Below are 16242 nucleotides of genomic sequence, written 5' to 3'. Positions count from 1 at the left end.
GAGCCCTGATGCTATACGTCGAAATCGCCACCGTGGTCGTCCTCATCTGTGTGAACGGCCTTCTGTCGATGTCCGAGCTCGCCATCGTGTCGTCGCGCCCGGCGCGGCTCAAGGCGATGATCGACCGCGGCGTCAATGGCGCCGGGCGTGCGCTGACGCTCGGCTCCAATCCCGGCAAATTCCTGTCGTCAGTGCAGATCGGCATCACTCTGGTCGGCGTGCTGTCGGGCGCCTTCTCCGGCGCCACGCTGGGCGACAGGCTGTCGGTGTACCTGGCCTCGACCGGCATGCGCGAAAACATCGCCGATCCGCTCGGCGTCGGCATTGTCGTTGCGATCATCACCTATTTCTCGCTGATCGTCGGCGAACTGGTGCCCAAGCAGATCGCGCTGCGCGATCCCGAGCGTGTTGCGGCCCGCGCAGCGCCTGCGATGACCATCCTCGCCACCGTCTCGGCGCCGCTGGTGTTCCTGCTCGACATTTCCGGCCGCGCCATATTGTGGTTGCTCGGCCAGCGCGGCGAGAGCGAGGAAAAAGTCACCGACGAAGAGATCAAGATGCTGGTCGCCGAGGCCGAGCACCACGGCACCATCGAATCTGACGAGCGGCGCATGATCGCCGGCGTCATGCGGCTCGGCGATCGCGCCGTGCGCGCCGTGATGACGCCGCGCACCGAGGTCGACTGGATCAATTTGCAGTCCGATGAGGGTGCCATCCGCAAGCTCTTGATGGAGACCCAGCATTCGCGCCTGCCGGCCGGCGACGGCGGCGTCGACGTCATGGTTGGCGTTGTTCAGACGCGCGACGTGCTGGCCGCCCTGCTCGCCGGCCGCGCACTCGATCCGCGCAAGCATGTGCGCGCCGCCCCCATCGTCTACGACCAGGCCGACGCGCTGGATGTGCTGCAGAAGCTGAAGGAATCCGACGTGCCGATGGCGCTGGTGCATGACGAATACGGCCATTTCGAAGGGATCGTCACACCTGCCGACATCCTCGAGGCCATCACCGGCGTCTTCCGGGCCGATACCGACGCCGGCGACGAGGAAAACGCCGTCAAGCGCGAGGACGGCTCATGGCTGCTCGCGGGATACATGCAAGCCGACGAGATGGCTGACGTTCTCGGTATCGACCTGCCGGAAAACCGCGACTACGAGACCGTCGCCGGTTATGTGCTGTCGCACATGCACCATCTGCCGGCGACCGGCGAATGCGTCGACGCGCAAGGCTGGCGTTTCGAGGTCGTCGACCTCGATGGCCGCCGCATCGACAAGCTGATCGCCACCCGGCTGCCCAGCGGCCATCGCGAAGTGGTGCGTTGACGCTCTGCCGTCAAAGCGAATAGCGCCCTCAGACCGCGGCTTCGATCGGTTCGGCAAGCTTCGGATTGGAGCGCGAGGCGATCAGGCAACTGGCCACGATCAGGGCCGCTCCAGCCAGCGTGGTCCAGGTCGCCGCCTCGTCGAAGAACAGCCAGCCAAACACGATCGCCCAGATGAAGGCAGAATACTCCGTCGGGATCAGATATTGCGCTTCGGCCCGCGCGTAGGACCAGCTCATCAGGAACTGCCCGGAGAGCGACAGCGCCGTCACCCCGGCCAGCGGAAGCCAGAGATTGCCCGGCAGGGCAACCGCGAGCCAGGGAGCGGCGGGGAGAAGGACGGCGGCAACGCACAGGTTCTGGAACAGCATGATCTCGACTGGCTTGGCCACCAGCGCCTGCCGCCGCGAGAGGATCAGATTGTAGGCGTAGAACACCGTCGATGCGAGCACCGCCACCGTTCCAAGCAGGGCATCCCCGGTATAATTCCCTTGCCCGAACTGTCCGGCCATGATGATGACGACGCCGGCGATGCCCGCCAGCGACGCCCAGATCGCCTGGCGCTGTATGCGTTCGCCCAAAAGCAGCGCCGCCAGCAGGAGAGCGAACAGCGGCGCGACGAAACTAAGCCCGATCCCATCCGCCAGCGGCAATCTGGCAAGGCCCCAGAAGAACGACAGCAGAACGATGCCCACGACCACGGCGCGCAGCGCGTGTAGCCGCAGCACGGAAGGCGTGGGAAGGGAACGCGGCCCCGCCGCCCAAGCCGTGCCCGCGACCACGCTCGCAAGCATGCTTCGCCATAGCACCGTGTTGTAGACACCGACGGCGATCACCAGGATTTTCATCGCCGCATCCATGGCGGACAGAAGGAAGATCGCAAGTGCACAGACCAGCACCGGGGTCATGGGGGAAACGACGCCTGACAGGCTGGGTGACTTCACGGGGCATGCTCATGTGATGGATCGCAGCCGGATATATCAGGGGAGGACGGCCAGGCCAGATGGCAGGGCCGTGCATATGGCGGTCCAACCGATCTTCGCAGCCCCTCGATTTGAATTCGGTGCGTCGGCAGCGCCTTTCGCTATCGGCCCCAGCCTGCCCTCACCCATGATTGATCCGCTGGAAGAATGGCAAAAGCAGCCAAAGCCTCTATATCGATTGTCATGGATGCATCGAACGAACACGCGCTAAACGACGAGCTTCTCCAAGATATCCAGCGCCTGTCCTTCGAGTATTTTCTCAACGAGGCCAACCCTGCCAACGGCCTGGTCGCCGACCGCAACACGCAGGCGTCGCCTGCCAGCATAGCCGCCGTCGGGCTCGCTTTGTCGTCCTATCCCGTCGGTGTCGAGCGCGGTTTCATGACGCGCGATGCCGCAATCGAGCGGACGCTCGCCACGCTTCGCTTCTTCTGGAACGCCCCGCACGGGCCGGAGCCCGATGCCACCGGCTACAGGGGTTTCTACTATCATTTCCTCGACATGAAGACCGGCCGCCGCGTCTGGAATTGCGAACTGTCCACGATCGATACCGCCCTTTTGCTTGCCGGTGTTCTGGCCGCCGGCGCTTATTTCGACGAGGACGATGAGCTCGAACTGGAAATCCGCCAGCTTGCCGATGCGCTCTACCGCCGTGCCGACTGGCGCTGGGCGCAGAACGGCGGCGCCACCGTCACCCATGGCTGGCGGCCTGGAAAAGGCTTTCTCCGCTACCGCTGGGAAGGATTTGACGAGGCGCTGATCCTGTACGTCCTGGGTCTCGGTTCGCCGACCCACTCGCTAACTCCCGAGAGCTACGCGGCCTGGCTGTCCACTTACAAATGGAAGACCATCTACGGCCGCGAGATGGTCTATGCCGGCCCGCTTTTCATCCACCAGTTCTCGCATATCTGGATCGATTTTCGCGACATCCGCGATGCCTTCATGCGCGATCACGACCGGGACTATTTCGAAAACAGCCGCCAGGCGACGTATCTGCAGCGCGATTACGCAATCCGCAATCCGAGGGGGTTCGCGGGCTATGGCGAGAATTGCTGGGGCGTCACCGCCAGCGACGGCCCAGGTCCGATCGCGCGGCGAGCCGATGGACGCCGCTTCTTCGGTTATCTCGCCCGCGGCGCACCGTTTGGCCCCGATGACGGCACGCTGTCGCCATGGGCGGCAATCGCCTCCTTGCCTTTTGCGCCGGAAATCGTGCTGCCGGCGCTGCGCCATTTCCACGAGATGGACCTGCGCGACGGCAACCCTTACGGCTTCACCGCGAGCTTCAACCCGACGATCGCTGCCGACGACGGTCGCGCCTGCGGTTGGGTATCGCCGGACCATGTCGGCATCAACCAGGGGCCGATCGCCCTGATGATCGAGAACTACCGGTCCGACTTCCTGTGGCGATTGATGCGCCGCGTGCCGGCCATCACCACAGGACTGCGCCGGGCCGGGTTTTCCGGCGGTTGGCTGTGACAGGCGGCGATCCTTCGCGCGGGATCGTCAAGGCATCAGCGCGACCTTGCCGGTCCGACTCCACCATCCGGCCAAGGGAGCCGAGAGCGCCTCTTCACGTGAATGAAAAAGGGCGGCGCAAACGCCGCCCTTTGGAAAAATCATCGATCCTTGGGAGGATAAGGCTCAGGCCGCCTGGGCTTCGCCGGCAATCGCGTCGGCCTGACGCGCTGCCTTGAGCACGCGGGCCCACCAGGCAACATCGTTGACCAGCGCCGTGGCAGCCTGGTTCAGATGCTCGATCTCCTCGAGCTTCTTCTCGCCCTGGCGCACCGCCAGGAAATCGCTCCAGGCAATGTGAACGGCGGATTTGACCGGCGCCATCTGCAATTCGACCGCGGCAAGACGCAAATGTTCGACAGCGCGCGAGCCGCCGACGCTGCCATAGCCGACGAAACCGGCCGGCTTCTTGTTCCATTCATTGGCGGCGTAATCGATGGCGTTCTTCAGCACGGCCGTCGGGCCATGATTGTATTCGGCGGCGGTGAAGATGAAGCCGTCGAATTCGGCGACCTTCTTTTGCCAGCGCTGGGCAACTTCGTTCTGCGACGGCGCCCAGGCGGACGAGGCGACCTCGTCGAAAAAGGGCAGCGGCCAGTCGCGCAGGTCGACGGTCTCGACGTCGATGTCGGCATGAGATTTCGCGATCTTGGCGATCCACTGGGCGGGCACATCGGCGAAACGCGCGGCGCGTGTCGAACCGACGACGATGGCAATTTTGGGCTTGGACATGGGGCTCTCCATATATGCAGAAGCTGGTATCGTCTGGATACCGGCGCTATATGAGATACTGACAAATGGCAGCGCAAGGAGGCACCGTTATGTTACTGAGGCACCCGCACAACACCGAAGACTGCCGAGCCGTCTCGGAAATCCTGCAGCGCGTCGGCGACAAATGGACCGTTCTGGTTGTCGGCAAACTGGGCGCCGGACCGCTGCGTTTCAATGAGTTGCGCGCCGCTGTCGGCGGCATTTCCCAGAAGATGCTGACCACCACCTTGCGCGGTCTTGAGCGCGACGGCTTCGTCACCCGAACCGTGTTCCCGACCATCCCGCCACGCGTCGACTATGAGCTGACGGAGCTCGGCCATGAGCTGCTGGTCCCGGTCGGCGCGCTCGGCGAATGGGCACGCAGGAACACCGTTCGGGTCCAGGCGGCGCGCGAAAGATTCGATGGCGTGCACGCCTGAAAACCGTTGTCCAGCAACGGTTTACGGATTTTGCCGCCGACGACGCGTACCCGGGTTTAACTGGATCCGCCCTTGCATCGTTGGTCACGCCATCGCGACATAGCTGCAGCGTTTCGTTCGCCGGCGCATCATCATTTTGAGGCTGACGAGGTCTTCCGCTGACGGGCCCTCAGGCCTTTGACGCAGGGTTGCTGCAACACATCGCGCCGCACGTCTCTACTCTTGCAGACCGCTGGGCAGTCCGCTCGTTGCCGACGGTCCGGTCGTGCGTGCAGGCAACGCCTGGAAGCTCTTTCCTGATCTCGGTATAAGCGGTCGTGCCAAGCAGGCAGATCACCGCGACAAGGGCCGCCACGAGCCAGCCGTTCAGCATGTGTTGACGCATTGTCTTCCCTCCGCCGCCCGCAGAATCGGATGTGAAGGCAACCGTTGGATGTCGCGCAGCGCATCGCCCGCGCGGGGGATGTTACATAAGCGCAAGCTTGGCAGAATCGACGATGTCAACTTTCGGTTGGAATCGGCTTCGGCTTGCCGTCGCTATCCAGCGCCACCATGACGAAATCGGCGTGGGTGACCTTCTCCATCAGGTCGGAGAGGTAGCGCTGCGCCCACGCCTCGACCTTGAGCGTCATGGAGGTGCGGCCGACGCGCTCGACATGGGTGTAGATGCACAGCGTGTCGCCGATCTTCATCGCTTTGGCGAAGGACATTTCCTTGACAGCCGCCGTCACCACGCGGCCCTTGGCCCGCTCGGCCGCACGGATGCCGCAGGCAAGATCCATCTGCGCCATCACCCAACCGCCAAAGATGTCGCCGGCCGCATTTGCATCGGCCGGCATGGCGAGCGTACGCAAGGTCAGATCGCCGATCGGCCGTCCGTCCGCGTAATGCACCATCTGCCGGATCCCCTGAAACGATTGCCCTCGATCCCCTAGCGTCATGGACCCAAGAGGTCAACGCGACGGGCGAGGCTCCCGGCGCAATGTCGGTTCCATGGCAGCTTTTCCGGCCAGGCGTCTCACGGTCGCATTTTTCACAACGCATGCCGGAAGGCACCGCGACTTCGGAAGCCTGCCGCGGATAGGCTGCAGCCAGTTTTGCGGAGCCGCCAACACCAATCATGCAGACCTATGACTTCATCATCGTCGGCTCCGGCTCAGCCGGCTCGGTTCTCGCCGACAGGCTGTCGGCTTCCGGCCGTTACTCCGTGCTGGTGCTGGAAGCCGGCGGCAGCGACCGCCGCTTCTATGTCCAGATGCCGCTTGGCTACGGCAAGACTTTCTTCGACCCCGCGGTCAACTGGAACTACAAGCCCGAGCCGGACCCCGGCCTTGCCGGCAATGTCGACCATTGGCCGCGCGGCAAGCTGCTTGGCGGCTCAAGCTCGATCAACGCCATGGTCTGGATCCGAGGCGCGCGCGAGGATTTTGATGACTGGCGCGATGCCGGCAATCCCGGTTGGGGTTATGACGATCTGTTGCCGGGCTTCAAGGCGCTTGAGGACAATGAGGCCGGCGCCGATAGATGGCGCGGCACCGGCGGGCCGCTGCATATCACCGACACGACGAACGCCGTCCATCCGCTGACCAGGCGCTACCTCGCCGCCGGCCAGCAAGCCGGGCTGCCGCTCAACCCCGACTTCAACGGTGCCGCCCAGGAAGGCGTCGGCACCTACCAGATCTCCACCAAAAACGGCCGCCGCATGTCGGCCGTGCGCGCCTTCCTGCGCCCCGCGATGAAGCGCAAAAACGTCCGCGTCGAGACGAATGCGCTGGCGAGCAGGATCCTGTTCGAGGGCAAGCGAGCCGTCGGCATCGAATATCTGCAGAACGGCGAGACCAAGACGGCGCGGGCCGGCCGCGAAGTCATCCTGTCCGCCGGCTCGATCAACTCGCCGCAGCTCTTGCAACTGTCCGGCGTCGGCCCCTCGTCACTGCTCAAGGGGCTTGGCATCCCGGTCGTCCACGCCAACGAAAATGTCGGCGCGCATCTGCAGGACCATGTCGGCATCAACTATACCTTCAAGGGAAACGTGCCGACGCTCAACCAAATCCTGCGGCCCTGGTGGGGCAAGCTGCTGGTCGGCATGCAGTACATCCTCACCCGCTCCGGCCCGCTGTCGCTGTCGATGAACCATGGCGGCGGCTTCTTCCGAACCGACCCGGCGTTTTCGCGCCCCAACATGCAGCTTTATTTCCAGGCTTTCTCGACCGTCATTCCGAAGAGCGGCGAGCGGCCGATCCTGACGCCGGATCCGTGGCCGGGCTTTTCCATCGGCCTCTCCAACTGCCGCCCGTCCAGCCGCGGCGAGATCATGATCCGCTCCAGCAATCCGCTGGACTATCCCAGGATCGTCGCCAACGCCTATTCCACCAACGCCGATGTCGACGAGATGCTGGCGGCGGTGAAATTCGTGCGCAAGATAGCCTCGATGCCCGCCATGGCCGAGATCATCACTGAGGAGGTTTTGCCGGGCCCATCGATCCAATCGGATGCCGACCTGATCCAGGATTTCAGGAAGCGCTCAGGCACCGTCTATCACCCGGTCTCGACCTGCCGCATGGGGCCGGACGCCGGGGCCGCCGTCGTCGACCCGCGCCTGAAAGTGCACGGGCTCGAAGGTCTGCGTGTCATCGACGCCTCGATCTTTCCCGCCAACATCACCGGCAACACCAACGCCGCCTCGGTCATGACCGGATGGAAGGGCGCCGAACTGGTTCTGGAGGACCAAAAATGAAGATCACCGACGTCAAGACCTGGGTAGTCGGCAACCCGCCGCCCGGCATCGGCGGCAAGTATTTCATCTTCGTCAAGCTGACCACCGATGGCGGCGTCGTCGGTTACGGCGAGGCCTACAACGCCACCTTCTCGGCTCACATAACAGCGAAGCTGGTCGAGGACATGGCCGAGCGTTACCTGATCGGCCACGATCCGCATGACATCGAGACCTTCTTCCGCCGCGCTTATTCCTCAGGATTTACCCAGCGCCCCGACGTTACCGGCATGGGCTGTTTCTCGGCCCTGGAAATGGCCTGCTGGGACATTGTCGGCAAGGAAGCCAACAAGCCGGTCTACAAATTGCTCGGCGGCCAGGTGCATGAGACGCTGCGCTCCTACACCTATCTCTATCCGCACACCGGCAGCGTCCATTCGGAAGACGCGCCGGACGGCAGGAACGTCTACAATGACCCCGAATTGGCGGCCGCCTGCGCGCTCGAATATGTCGAGCAGGGGTTCAACGCCGTCAAGCTCGACCCGGCCGGACCTTATACCGCCTTCGACGGCCACCAGCCGCGCCTGATCGACATCGATGTCTCCACCCGCATGGTCAAGGCGATCCGCGAAGCGGTCGGCACCCGCGCCGATATTCTGTTCGGCACGCATGGCCAATTCACCGCGTCGGGTGCGCTGCGCATGGCGCGCGCCATCGAGCCCTACGATCCCTTGTGGTTCGAAGAGCCGGTCCCGCCGGACATGCCCGAAGTGATGGCGCAGGTCGCCCGCGGCACCTCGATCCCGATCGCCACCGGCGAGCGGTTGACCACGAAGTTCGAATTCGCTCGCGTGATCGAGAACCGCGCCGCCACCATCCTGCAACCGGACCTTGGCCGCTCAGGCGGCATTCTCGAAACCAAGAAGATCGCCGCCATGGCCGAGGCATACCACATCCAGATCGCGCCGCACTGCTATTGTGGGCCGATCGTTGGCGCCGCCAACATCCAGCTGGCGGTGACGCTGCCCAATTTCCTCATCCTGGAATCGCTGAAGCAGTGGGACGGCTTCCACGCGACGCTCTTGAAGAAGAAGATCGAGTGGCAGGACGGCAATGTCATTCCATCGAAGGGGCCGGGCCTCGGCGTCGAGCTCAACGAAGCGGTCTGCGACGCGCATCCCTACACCGGCAAGGACCTGCATTTGCAGATGATGCAAACGCCGCTGATGCCGTGAGCGAACGCTACGCCTTCATCGGCCTTGGCCATCTCGGCGGCAACCTTGCCGCCAGCCTGTTGCGCAACGGTTTTGTCGTCATCGTCTTCGACCGCGACCCCGCCGCCGTCGAGCGCCTCGTGGCGCTCGGCGCCACGGCCGCGACCAGCCCGGCCGAAGCGGCGGCACAGGCCGGCAATGCCATTACTTGCCTGCCCTCGCCCAAGGTCAGCGAAGCGGTGCTGGCGAATGCCGGCGGCCTGCTCGAGGGTCTGCCCAGGGGCGGCTCCTGGATCGAGATGTCGACCAACGGCCGCGACGAGATCCTGCGCCTCGCCGCCCTCGCCGCGGCCAAAGGCATCGAGACGCTGGAGTGCCCGGTCACCGGCGGCGTGCATCTGGCCGCGGTCGGAAAGACCACCGCGCTTGTCGGCGGCGATGCTGCGCTTTACGAGCGCCATCGTCCGGCCATCGAAGCAATGTGCGCAAAGTCGTTCCTGATGGGTCCGGTCGGCTCGGCGGCGGTGATCAAGGTGATCACCAACATGCTGGCCTTCATCCATCTCGTCGCCGCCGGCGAGGCGCTGATGTTGGCCAAGCAAGGCGGCCTCGACCTCGCGCAATCCTACCACGCCATCGTCGCCTCCTCCGGCAACAGCTTCGTCCATGAGACCGAAAGCCAGCTCATCCTCAACGGCTCCTACGACATTGGCTTCACCATGGACCTGGCACTGAAGGACCTCGGCTTTGCGCTTGCGATGGGCAGGGAGTTCAGACTGCCACTCCAATTGGCGCCGCTTGTGAGTGAGATTTTCCTGATGGGCAAACAGGAATATGGCGGCGGCGCCTGGTCGACCCAGATCGTCAAACTGCTCGAGGATGCCGTCGACATGGATCTGCGCGCGCCCGGTTTCCCAGCCAAGCTGGAAAGCTAAGCCGGGTAAATATGTCCTGCGATTTCAGGCCCTTGGCCGGTTCGCCGGAATCGCCGCTCAAACCACCTGAATCAATCCCTCAACGCCTTGATTCAATATCTCAGCGTCAGCGCTCCGGGCAGGATCTCAAACGTCGCGGGTATACGCCCCGGCGACTCGCCATCTATGTCGACCAGCGCGCCGTTCTTCTCGACATCGCCGATAGGTTCGACCACCACTTTCCGGCCACGCAATATGGTGATGGCGGGATGGTTGCGGTGCCGGCCGCCATAGAGCAGCCGAATATCCCAGATCAGCTTCAGCTTGCCGGCCGCGCGCAGGATGACGATGTCGAACTGGCCGTCGGCGAGTTCGGCGTCCGGGGCGATCATCATGCCGCCGCCGAAGAACTTTCCGTTGGCGACCGCCACCAGCGCCATGCGCGCCTCGACCGGGGTGCCATCGTCGACGGTGATCCTGACGTCCTGGAAGCGGTAGCGGATGAACTCGACCACGGTGCGCCAGAAAAACAGCGCCTTGGCCGACATCCTGCCCTTGCGCTTGTCGGCATTGACCGCACGGTCCGTGGCGCCGGACAGGCCGAGGCTGGCGATATTGATGAAGTGCCGGCTGGCCAGCGCGCCATGGTCGTCGATGTAGCAGATGCGCCCGGCATCGACCTTGCGCGCCTTGGCTTCGGCGATCCGCTTCAACGCCGCATCCACCTCTTTCGGCAGGCCAAGTCCGCGCGCGAAATCGATGCCGGTGCCGCAAGGCAGCAAGCCAAGTTCGGTTGTCCGGCCGCTCTCATCGAAAGCCTGCAGCAATCCGTCGGCCACCTCGCTGGCGGTGCCGTCGCCGCCGGCCGCGATCACCAGCTCGAAGCCGCTTGCCGCGAGGTCGAGCGCCAGCCTTTCGGCGTCGCCCTCGGCCTGCGTCTCGCGCAGCTCGAATTCGCCGAAATGCTTTTTCAGCGATGCGGCGACCTCCGGCCAATGCCGTTTCAGCCGGCCGCCGCCGGCAATCGGATTGAGCACCACCCCGACTTTCAATGCGCACCCTCCCCGCACCGAGCCGATAGGCTCGATGCTTTGCCGGCATTGAAGCCCGCGCCAGCCGGCGGAGCAAGGGGCACAGCCGATCAGGCGCCAAAAAGCGGGCGGGCTGTCTAATGCAGCTGGAGTCGAAATTCCGAGCTTTGTGGCAAACGATCCCCGATAATCCCGTTATCCACAGGCTCACGCCCATTCCCCAAAACCCTTACCCGGCGTAAGTTTAACCATCTCAGGCGGCTACCGATCGCCACGCCGAAAGGCAAAGCGAAAAGGCGGATTTCCTGAGGCCCGTACGGCCCGAAGCGAGAGCAGGCTTGCCTGTTCGAGGGACGGATGCCGAGACCTACGGGGCCGCGGAAAGCGTGCGAACGCCAACGGCGGACCGATGCTGCCATGAAGGACGGCGAAAACCTTCGATGGCGCGCCGAACGAAGCTCGCAAGGGTGGAGAACGGCGTGGTCTGGAACGGGCACTGCCCTCGGGCGGTGACTGGCAGGACCGTCAAAATCAAGGCCGGCATGGCGCGACGACTTCACGGAAGTTGCTGCCGCGACCGTGTCCTGATCTGACAGGGAGGCGCTGGGAGAAATCCCGGCGCCGACTGTCTTTTGGGCCAAGGGTCCGGTCGGCGAAGCGACGCGTAAGAAGCCGATACTTTGCTGGAACGCGATTTCGGCGCTGACGGCACCATCTTCATCACCAGGCGCGGTCAGCAATTCACCGACATGATCCCGCGCCTGATCGACAGAGGCGTGTCCTTCGTCGAGATCGGTGGCAACGACGCGATCATGCTCACCGTGCTTTCGGCGGCAGACTTCGCTCCGCCCGAAGGCGCCCGGGCGCTGTTCAGCCAACCGTTCCGATCGATCCGGCCACCCGTCGCACCGGGCTGATCGTCGCCGTGCGCAAGCTGCACATCGTGCTGCCGGCGCTGTTCGAAGCAGGCGCGAGGCTGGAGCGCGTCTACAACTGAAGCCGCGCCCTGCACCGCGGCCTGCCCGGCGGGCCAAGCTACTTCTTCGGGCCGATGCCCGGGATCAAATTGAGGCCAGCGTTTATATATTCCGGCCGTATGGCGCCGCTGATGAGCGTGAAGGTGGCGAGCATGATGCTGGCCAGCGCACCGTCATGCCATGGCCTGAGGGCCAGCGCGTTTACGGCATAGGCCCAGAATGGGAAGGCGAGCATCGACATGACGATGTTGGCTCCCGGAGCCTCCGCATTGTCGGCTGAATCGCTGACCGATTTCAGATACACCGGCGTCATCGCCAGCGCGACGATCAACATGATCCATGAAATGGTCCAGACGCTGATACCGGCCATTTCAATCTTATAGATGGCTGCCTGCACCTTACCCGGAATGTCCCCCGGATTGCCTTTGGTCTCTTCCGCCACCGCATCGGTCAACGCCTTGGCAACCGGCTGCTCAGTGGCATTGACCAGGATGGAGTTGACGAAGATGAAAAATGCCACGACTTCGGCAGGCACGTACTTCGCCACCCGGTCGAGATAGCCGTCGCCGCCTTTCGATCCTTGATCTTCTTGCTTGTCATCGTCGACGCCGAGCGGAGCATCGCCTGGAATGCCCTCGAGCGTTGAATCCCTTTTCGGCACAGGCTCAGCGGACCGAACAATTCTTCCCATGACAAACCCCTCCTATATTGTTGTATCGCCCCGTGAGTATCGTAGTAGAAAACCGGGCCAAGAAACAGTTGTCGCGGCCATAGCCGACAAGATTTATTCAGGCTTCTTCCTGCAAATGCATCACGCTCCCGCCCTATCTGCTACCGGGTGTCTCGAAATCCACCTATAGTGAGCCGTACCCGAAAAACGCATCCCCCGGCTCATCGCGTGATCGCGGCCAAAATCCCGCCTTGTTCGCGCGCGATGGAAGGACTGGCTGCCGGGGGGCAATCCGAAGGACAAGACCGTGATCAAGACCGCCCTTGTCGCCATGACCATTGTCGGCTGCGACTGCGACGCCAAGCTTTGCGAATATATCGGCGAGACGCCGGCGAAGTGGGCGACTATCGCCGACTGCGAAGCGGCGATGAAAAGCCAGATGCTGCACCAGAAGAACTTCGACTATCCGCTGGTCTCTGGCATCTGCCGCAGCAAGGGGTCGGCGTCTTCTTCGCAACTGGCGGCGGCCGCATCCCGCCCGGAACTGAAGCCCGCCAGCCGGAATGTCCAAACCCCGTTGCCGCCGGAACTGAGCCATCGGCCGAGCGTTCCCGTCGGCTCCCCGACGACGGCCATGGAGGCAGCAGCGGTACGGCCCGTCGCCTACGAGCAAGTGGTCGATGGCGGAACAGGCGTGCTCTACCGCACCAGGAACGGCTACGCCGTGGTCAAGACAGATCTCGGCCGCGTCGCGTCGGCAACGGTCGGCATTGCCAAGCGGTCCGCGAACTGGCTGGCAGGGCTGGTGCCGAGCGGGTTGTGAGCGGCCTGCCGTTCGGACCATACCACGCTATCGCACTGCCGTTGAAAACTCCAGATAGATGCATGATGGTGTCAGGCATCGACACGCAGGAGCGCCATTTCATGAAGCATGCAGTTCGAACCGTGCTGTCCCGGTGCGGCCTTGGCGCCGATTCCGACCGGTGCGCAGGATTCCGGCCAGGGCGGCGACAAGGTTGTAGGCGTCGCCAGGGACGATCCGGACATGGCGGCGGCCATTGCGCAGGCGCGCGCCAGCCTCGATGAATTCCTGTCCTTGTCGGATGCGCCGCCAGCCGGGACAACCAGCTACAAATTGAAAGTCGAGGTCAGGGACGGAGACGCCTCGGAGCATTTCTGGATCATCCCCTTCCACAAGACCGCGACCGGCTTTGCAGGAACATTGGCCAATGAGCCGCAAGCGGTGCACAATGTCGTGGCCGGCCAGGAACTCGAATTCAACCGGGACGATATTTCCGACTGGGGCTACACCAAAAACGGTCGCCAGGTCGGCAGCTTCACCGTCTGCGTGATGTTCAAGACGATGGCGCAAGAAGACGTCGAATATTATCGCCAGAACTACGGCTTCGCCTGCTGACGCGCGGCAGCCTGGCTAATGCATGCGCCCAAACAGGACCGCCGTTTTGGGGCAACGATATGCATGAAAACAAGACCTGAAGCGCGTCGCATGAATTCGTTTCGACGCGCGGCGCTTTAGGCCTCGCCATCCGTCGCGCCGATCTTGCGCACCAGCGCCGCCGTCGCCAAGATCGCGCCCATATCGGCGATCATCGGCGCGATGTGCTTGGTGTAATCGAGTGGCACGGAAATGGCGGGCAGTTCGAAGAAATTCTTCGGCTGCGGCAAGAGCAGGAAGCCATCGCTGCCATTAAGTGCCACCCGCGCCGGATCATCGCGCCATGTCTCGTGCAGCCATTTCAGCGCCTGCGCCAACCGGCCGCTCACCAGCGGCTGCGCGGCGGCGACATTGTCGGTGCGAAATTCGTAGTCGCCGTCGAGCAGCGGATCGCCGCTGGACAGTTCCTGCATCTTGCCGGCGAAGATGCCGCGGAAGAAACCGACCACCGCGTTGCTGCGGCGCGTCGCGACCAATATGCCGGGGAACGGCGCGATCGTCTCGAACGCAACGATGACGCCCTTGAAGACCGTCGACGAGCCTTTGCCCGAACCTTGGCGCAACTCCGCCTCGTAGAGCTCGAACGGAAAATCCTCGTAGCGGCCTGACACGATGTCGTCGAAGCTCTGCCGGTTGAAGGCGCCGACCACGGCGCGCGGCAGCCGGTCGAAGGAATTCGGCGTCACGCTGTGCTGATAGCGCACATCCCTGATGAAGCCGAAGATGATCGGCAGCAGCGTGTCACGGAACGATTGCTGCAGCCTCGTCGCCGGCCTGATCGCCAGGAAGTACAGCAGCAGCGCCGCGAAGAAACCGCCGGCATAGAGGAACACATGCGGCGTCGAGAACCATTGCTCGTTCAAGTCAGCGACCTTGTTGAACAGCCAGGCCACCAGCACGACAAAAACCAGCAGCAGCCCCAGAAACACCGGCACCCGCCAGCGCACCTGGCGGTAGGCCGAAGCCCGTCCAGCCTCATAGATCTCGATATTCTTCCTGATGCCGGCGACCACCGCTTCATCAGGCATGAACTCAGCTGCTTCCATCGCCCCCTCGCAAGTCCGTTTATGCCTATAATAGCGGGAAAGTCGTCAGTCGCCAAAGATCGCCTTCAGCCTGGCTTCGACCTTGCCCTTCATCCGGCCAGTCAGCGCCTCGACCGGAACCAACCGCTCATGCCCGCCTGAGCGCAGCCGCATGAAGGGATGCATCCGGTACCCGGCGATCGCACCGCGCATGCCGAGATCGGCGCTGACATCGACGACGAAAATGCCGGCGATGCGGCCGGGCCAGGGCTGCCGCGCCAGCGCCGTGCCGAGGAAGTCGCCAAGCCCGTAAGCCACGAGCGTCTTGCCGACCCATTGCACCGGCTGCACGACATGGGCGTGGTGCCCGGCAATCAGCCCGACGCCGTGACCGGCCAGCACCCTCGCCAGCATTTGCGTTTGCGGCTGCGGAAAATGCCGGAACTCCCAGTCCCAGTGCGGCACCGCACAGGTGAGATCGATATTCTTGTCGGCCGCGCCTCTCGGCCATGCCGCCGGATCGCCTTGCATCGAGACAAGCTCGGTGAATGGCCCGGCGTCACCATTGCGCCACAGTGTGAAGGCGGCAAAGCCGATCGTCAGCGGCCCGGCCTTGACCTGCTCGACCGGTCCTTTTTTCGCGGTGCCGATGGTGCGGATTCCAAGCCGCTTCAACGCCGCAACGGTCTCGTCGAAACCGGCGACGCCCTGGTCGAGCACATGGTTGTTGGCCAGCGACAGCACGAGCTTTTCACGCGCGATGCCTACGGCGGCAAGCGCCGCGGCAAGAAACCGCTCGCTCATCGCATGGTGAGTGCCAAGCCGCGTGCCAAACGCCACGCTCGGCCGCTCGACGACCGGACTTTCGCAATTGCCGATCACCAGATCGGCTGAGCCCAAGAGCTTTGCGATTTCCGGATCGCACTCCGGCGCACTATGGTTGGCCACCGCCGAAATATCGCCGACAAAGGCCAGCCGCACCTTCCGCCCCGGCGGCGGATCGATGATCGTCGTCGCCGCCCTCGGTGCAAAATCCCTGACATCGCCGCCGAGAGACGGTTTCAGGAAGCGCGGCAGCCATGACAGTTTGTAGGAAAGCGGATAGTTCGACACGCGACGCCCAATCGTTTGCCCAATCGGTTAGCTTGTGTAGACGGTCTGCCCGGGAAGTGTCGACCGTCAGTCCTTGAAACACTGCCGCCGGCAGACACGGCGCCAAATGCGTGTAATGTC

Annotated in this window: 16 protein-coding genes; 9 read left to right on the top strand and 7 right to left on the bottom strand. The window is 63.5% G+C overall.

The window, feature by feature from the left end; translation table 11 throughout:
- Nucleotides 1–8 precede the first annotated feature (8 nt).
- A complete protein-coding gene (locus NKJ77_RS25650) occupies nucleotides 9–1319 on the top strand; it encodes a hemolysin family protein (RefSeq protein WP_023683747.1) in 1311 nt (436 codons plus the stop codon).
- Nucleotides 1320–1347: 28 nt separating this feature from the next.
- On the opposite strand, the gene NKJ77_RS25645 is transcribed toward NKJ77_RS25650, so the two are convergent.
- Nucleotides 1348–2226 (bottom strand): DMT family transporter, encoded by an 879-nt coding sequence (locus NKJ77_RS25645; RefSeq protein WP_050588054.1) that lies wholly within the window; start codon nucleotides 2224–2226, stop codon nucleotides 1348–1350.
- 258 nt (nucleotides 2227–2484) lie between these two features.
- On the opposite strand from NKJ77_RS25645, the gene NKJ77_RS25640 reads away from it, so the two are divergent.
- Nucleotides 2485–3780, top strand: a complete 1296-nt coding sequence (locus tag NKJ77_RS25640) for a glucoamylase family protein (protein WP_023724933.1) — start codon at nucleotides 2485–2487, stop codon at nucleotides 3778–3780.
- 165 nt (nucleotides 3781–3945) lie between these two features.
- On the opposite strand, the gene NKJ77_RS25635 is transcribed toward NKJ77_RS25640, so the two are convergent.
- A complete protein-coding gene (locus NKJ77_RS25635) occupies nucleotides 3946–4551 on the bottom strand; it encodes an NADPH-dependent FMN reductase (protein ID WP_023671992.1) in 606 nt (201 codons plus the stop codon).
- Between the two features lie 89 nt (nucleotides 4552–4640).
- On the opposite strand from NKJ77_RS25635, the gene NKJ77_RS25630 reads away from it, so the two are divergent.
- Nucleotides 4641–5009: a winged helix-turn-helix transcriptional regulator gene (locus NKJ77_RS25630; protein ID WP_023671993.1), complete on the top strand. Its 369-nt coding sequence runs from the start codon at nucleotides 4641–4643 to the stop codon at nucleotides 5007–5009.
- 500 nt (nucleotides 5010–5509) lie between these two features.
- Here NKJ77_RS25630 and NKJ77_RS25625 read toward each other — a convergent pair whose 3' ends face one another.
- Nucleotides 5510–5905, bottom strand: a complete 396-nt coding sequence (locus NKJ77_RS25625; RefSeq protein WP_023671995.1) for an acyl-CoA thioesterase — start codon at nucleotides 5903–5905, stop codon at nucleotides 5510–5512.
- 224 nt (nucleotides 5906–6129) lie between these two features.
- Between NKJ77_RS25625 and NKJ77_RS25620 the strand changes: the two genes are divergently transcribed.
- From NKJ77_RS25620 to NKJ77_RS25610, 3 genes are read left to right on the top strand one after another with little or no spacing between them, the layout of a single operon-like run.
- Nucleotides 6130–7746 carry a GMC family oxidoreductase gene (locus NKJ77_RS25620; RefSeq protein WP_023724935.1) on the top strand — a complete coding sequence of 539 codons (1617 nt, stop codon included), beginning with the start codon at nucleotides 6130–6132 and terminating at the stop codon, nucleotides 7744–7746.
- Nucleotides 7743–8957, top strand: a complete 1215-nt coding sequence (locus tag NKJ77_RS25615; protein ID WP_023831412.1) for a mandelate racemase/muconate lactonizing enzyme family protein — start codon at nucleotides 7743–7745, stop codon at nucleotides 8955–8957. Before NKJ77_RS25620 ends, NKJ77_RS25615 begins: the two co-directional genes overlap by 4 nt.
- On the top strand, nucleotides 8954–9871 hold the full coding sequence (locus NKJ77_RS25610) for an NAD(P)-dependent oxidoreductase (protein WP_023805985.1): 918 nt from the start codon (nucleotides 8954–8956) through the stop codon (nucleotides 9869–9871). The genes NKJ77_RS25615 and NKJ77_RS25610 overlap by 4 nt, the downstream gene beginning before the upstream one ends.
- A gap of 92 nt (nucleotides 9872–9963) precedes the next feature.
- Here the strand turns inward: NKJ77_RS25610 and NKJ77_RS25605 are convergent, their stop codons facing one another.
- Nucleotides 9964–10902, bottom strand: coding sequence for a diacylglycerol/lipid kinase family protein (locus NKJ77_RS25605; protein ID WP_023728217.1), 939 nt, complete (start codon nucleotides 10900–10902; stop codon nucleotides 9964–9966).
- A gap of 659 nt (nucleotides 10903–11561) precedes the next feature.
- On the opposite strand from NKJ77_RS25605, the gene NKJ77_RS25600 reads away from it, so the two are divergent.
- Nucleotides 11562–11798 carry a hypothetical protein gene (locus NKJ77_RS25600; protein WP_023683739.1) on the top strand — a complete coding sequence of 79 codons (237 nt, stop codon included), beginning with the start codon at nucleotides 11562–11564 and terminating at the stop codon, nucleotides 11796–11798.
- Nucleotides 11799–11916: 118 nt separating this feature from the next.
- Here NKJ77_RS25600 and NKJ77_RS25595 read toward each other — a convergent pair whose 3' ends face one another.
- The gene (locus NKJ77_RS25595; protein ID WP_155923215.1) at nucleotides 11917–12549 is read right to left on the bottom strand and encodes a hypothetical protein; all 633 of its coding nucleotides are present in this window, start codon (nucleotides 12547–12549) and stop codon (nucleotides 11917–11919) included.
- A 286-nt stretch (nucleotides 12550–12835) separates the two neighbouring features.
- Between NKJ77_RS25595 and NKJ77_RS25590 the strand changes: the two genes are divergently transcribed.
- Nucleotides 12836–13351, top strand: a complete 516-nt coding sequence (locus NKJ77_RS25590) for a hypothetical protein (RefSeq protein WP_023672002.1) — start codon at nucleotides 12836–12838, stop codon at nucleotides 13349–13351.
- Between the two features lie 141 nt (nucleotides 13352–13492).
- Entirely contained in the window at nucleotides 13493–13945 is a 453-nt protein-coding gene (locus NKJ77_RS25585) for a YegJ family protein (protein ID WP_245266129.1), read from the top strand.
- 116 nt (nucleotides 13946–14061) lie between these two features.
- Here NKJ77_RS25585 and NKJ77_RS25580 read toward each other — a convergent pair whose 3' ends face one another.
- Together NKJ77_RS25580 and NKJ77_RS25575 are read right to left on the bottom strand one after the other, a co-directional pair.
- Complete coding sequence (locus NKJ77_RS25580; protein WP_023749774.1) at nucleotides 14062–15030, bottom strand: DUF3137 domain-containing protein; 969 nt, start codon at nucleotides 15028–15030, stop codon at nucleotides 14062–14064.
- A 45-nt stretch (nucleotides 15031–15075) separates the two neighbouring features.
- On the bottom strand, nucleotides 15076–16122 hold the full coding sequence (locus tag NKJ77_RS25575) for a CapA family protein (RefSeq protein ID WP_031195364.1): 1047 nt from the start codon (nucleotides 16120–16122) through the stop codon (nucleotides 15076–15078).
- Nucleotides 16123–16242: the final 120 nt, after the last annotated feature.

This window comes from Mesorhizobium sp. M0052, assembly GCF_040323255.1.
GTDB lineage: Bacteria > Pseudomonadota > Alphaproteobacteria > Rhizobiales > Rhizobiaceae > Mesorhizobium.
Note: the sequence above shows the minus strand (reverse complement) of the source record. Positions and strands in the feature narration are given on the sequence as shown.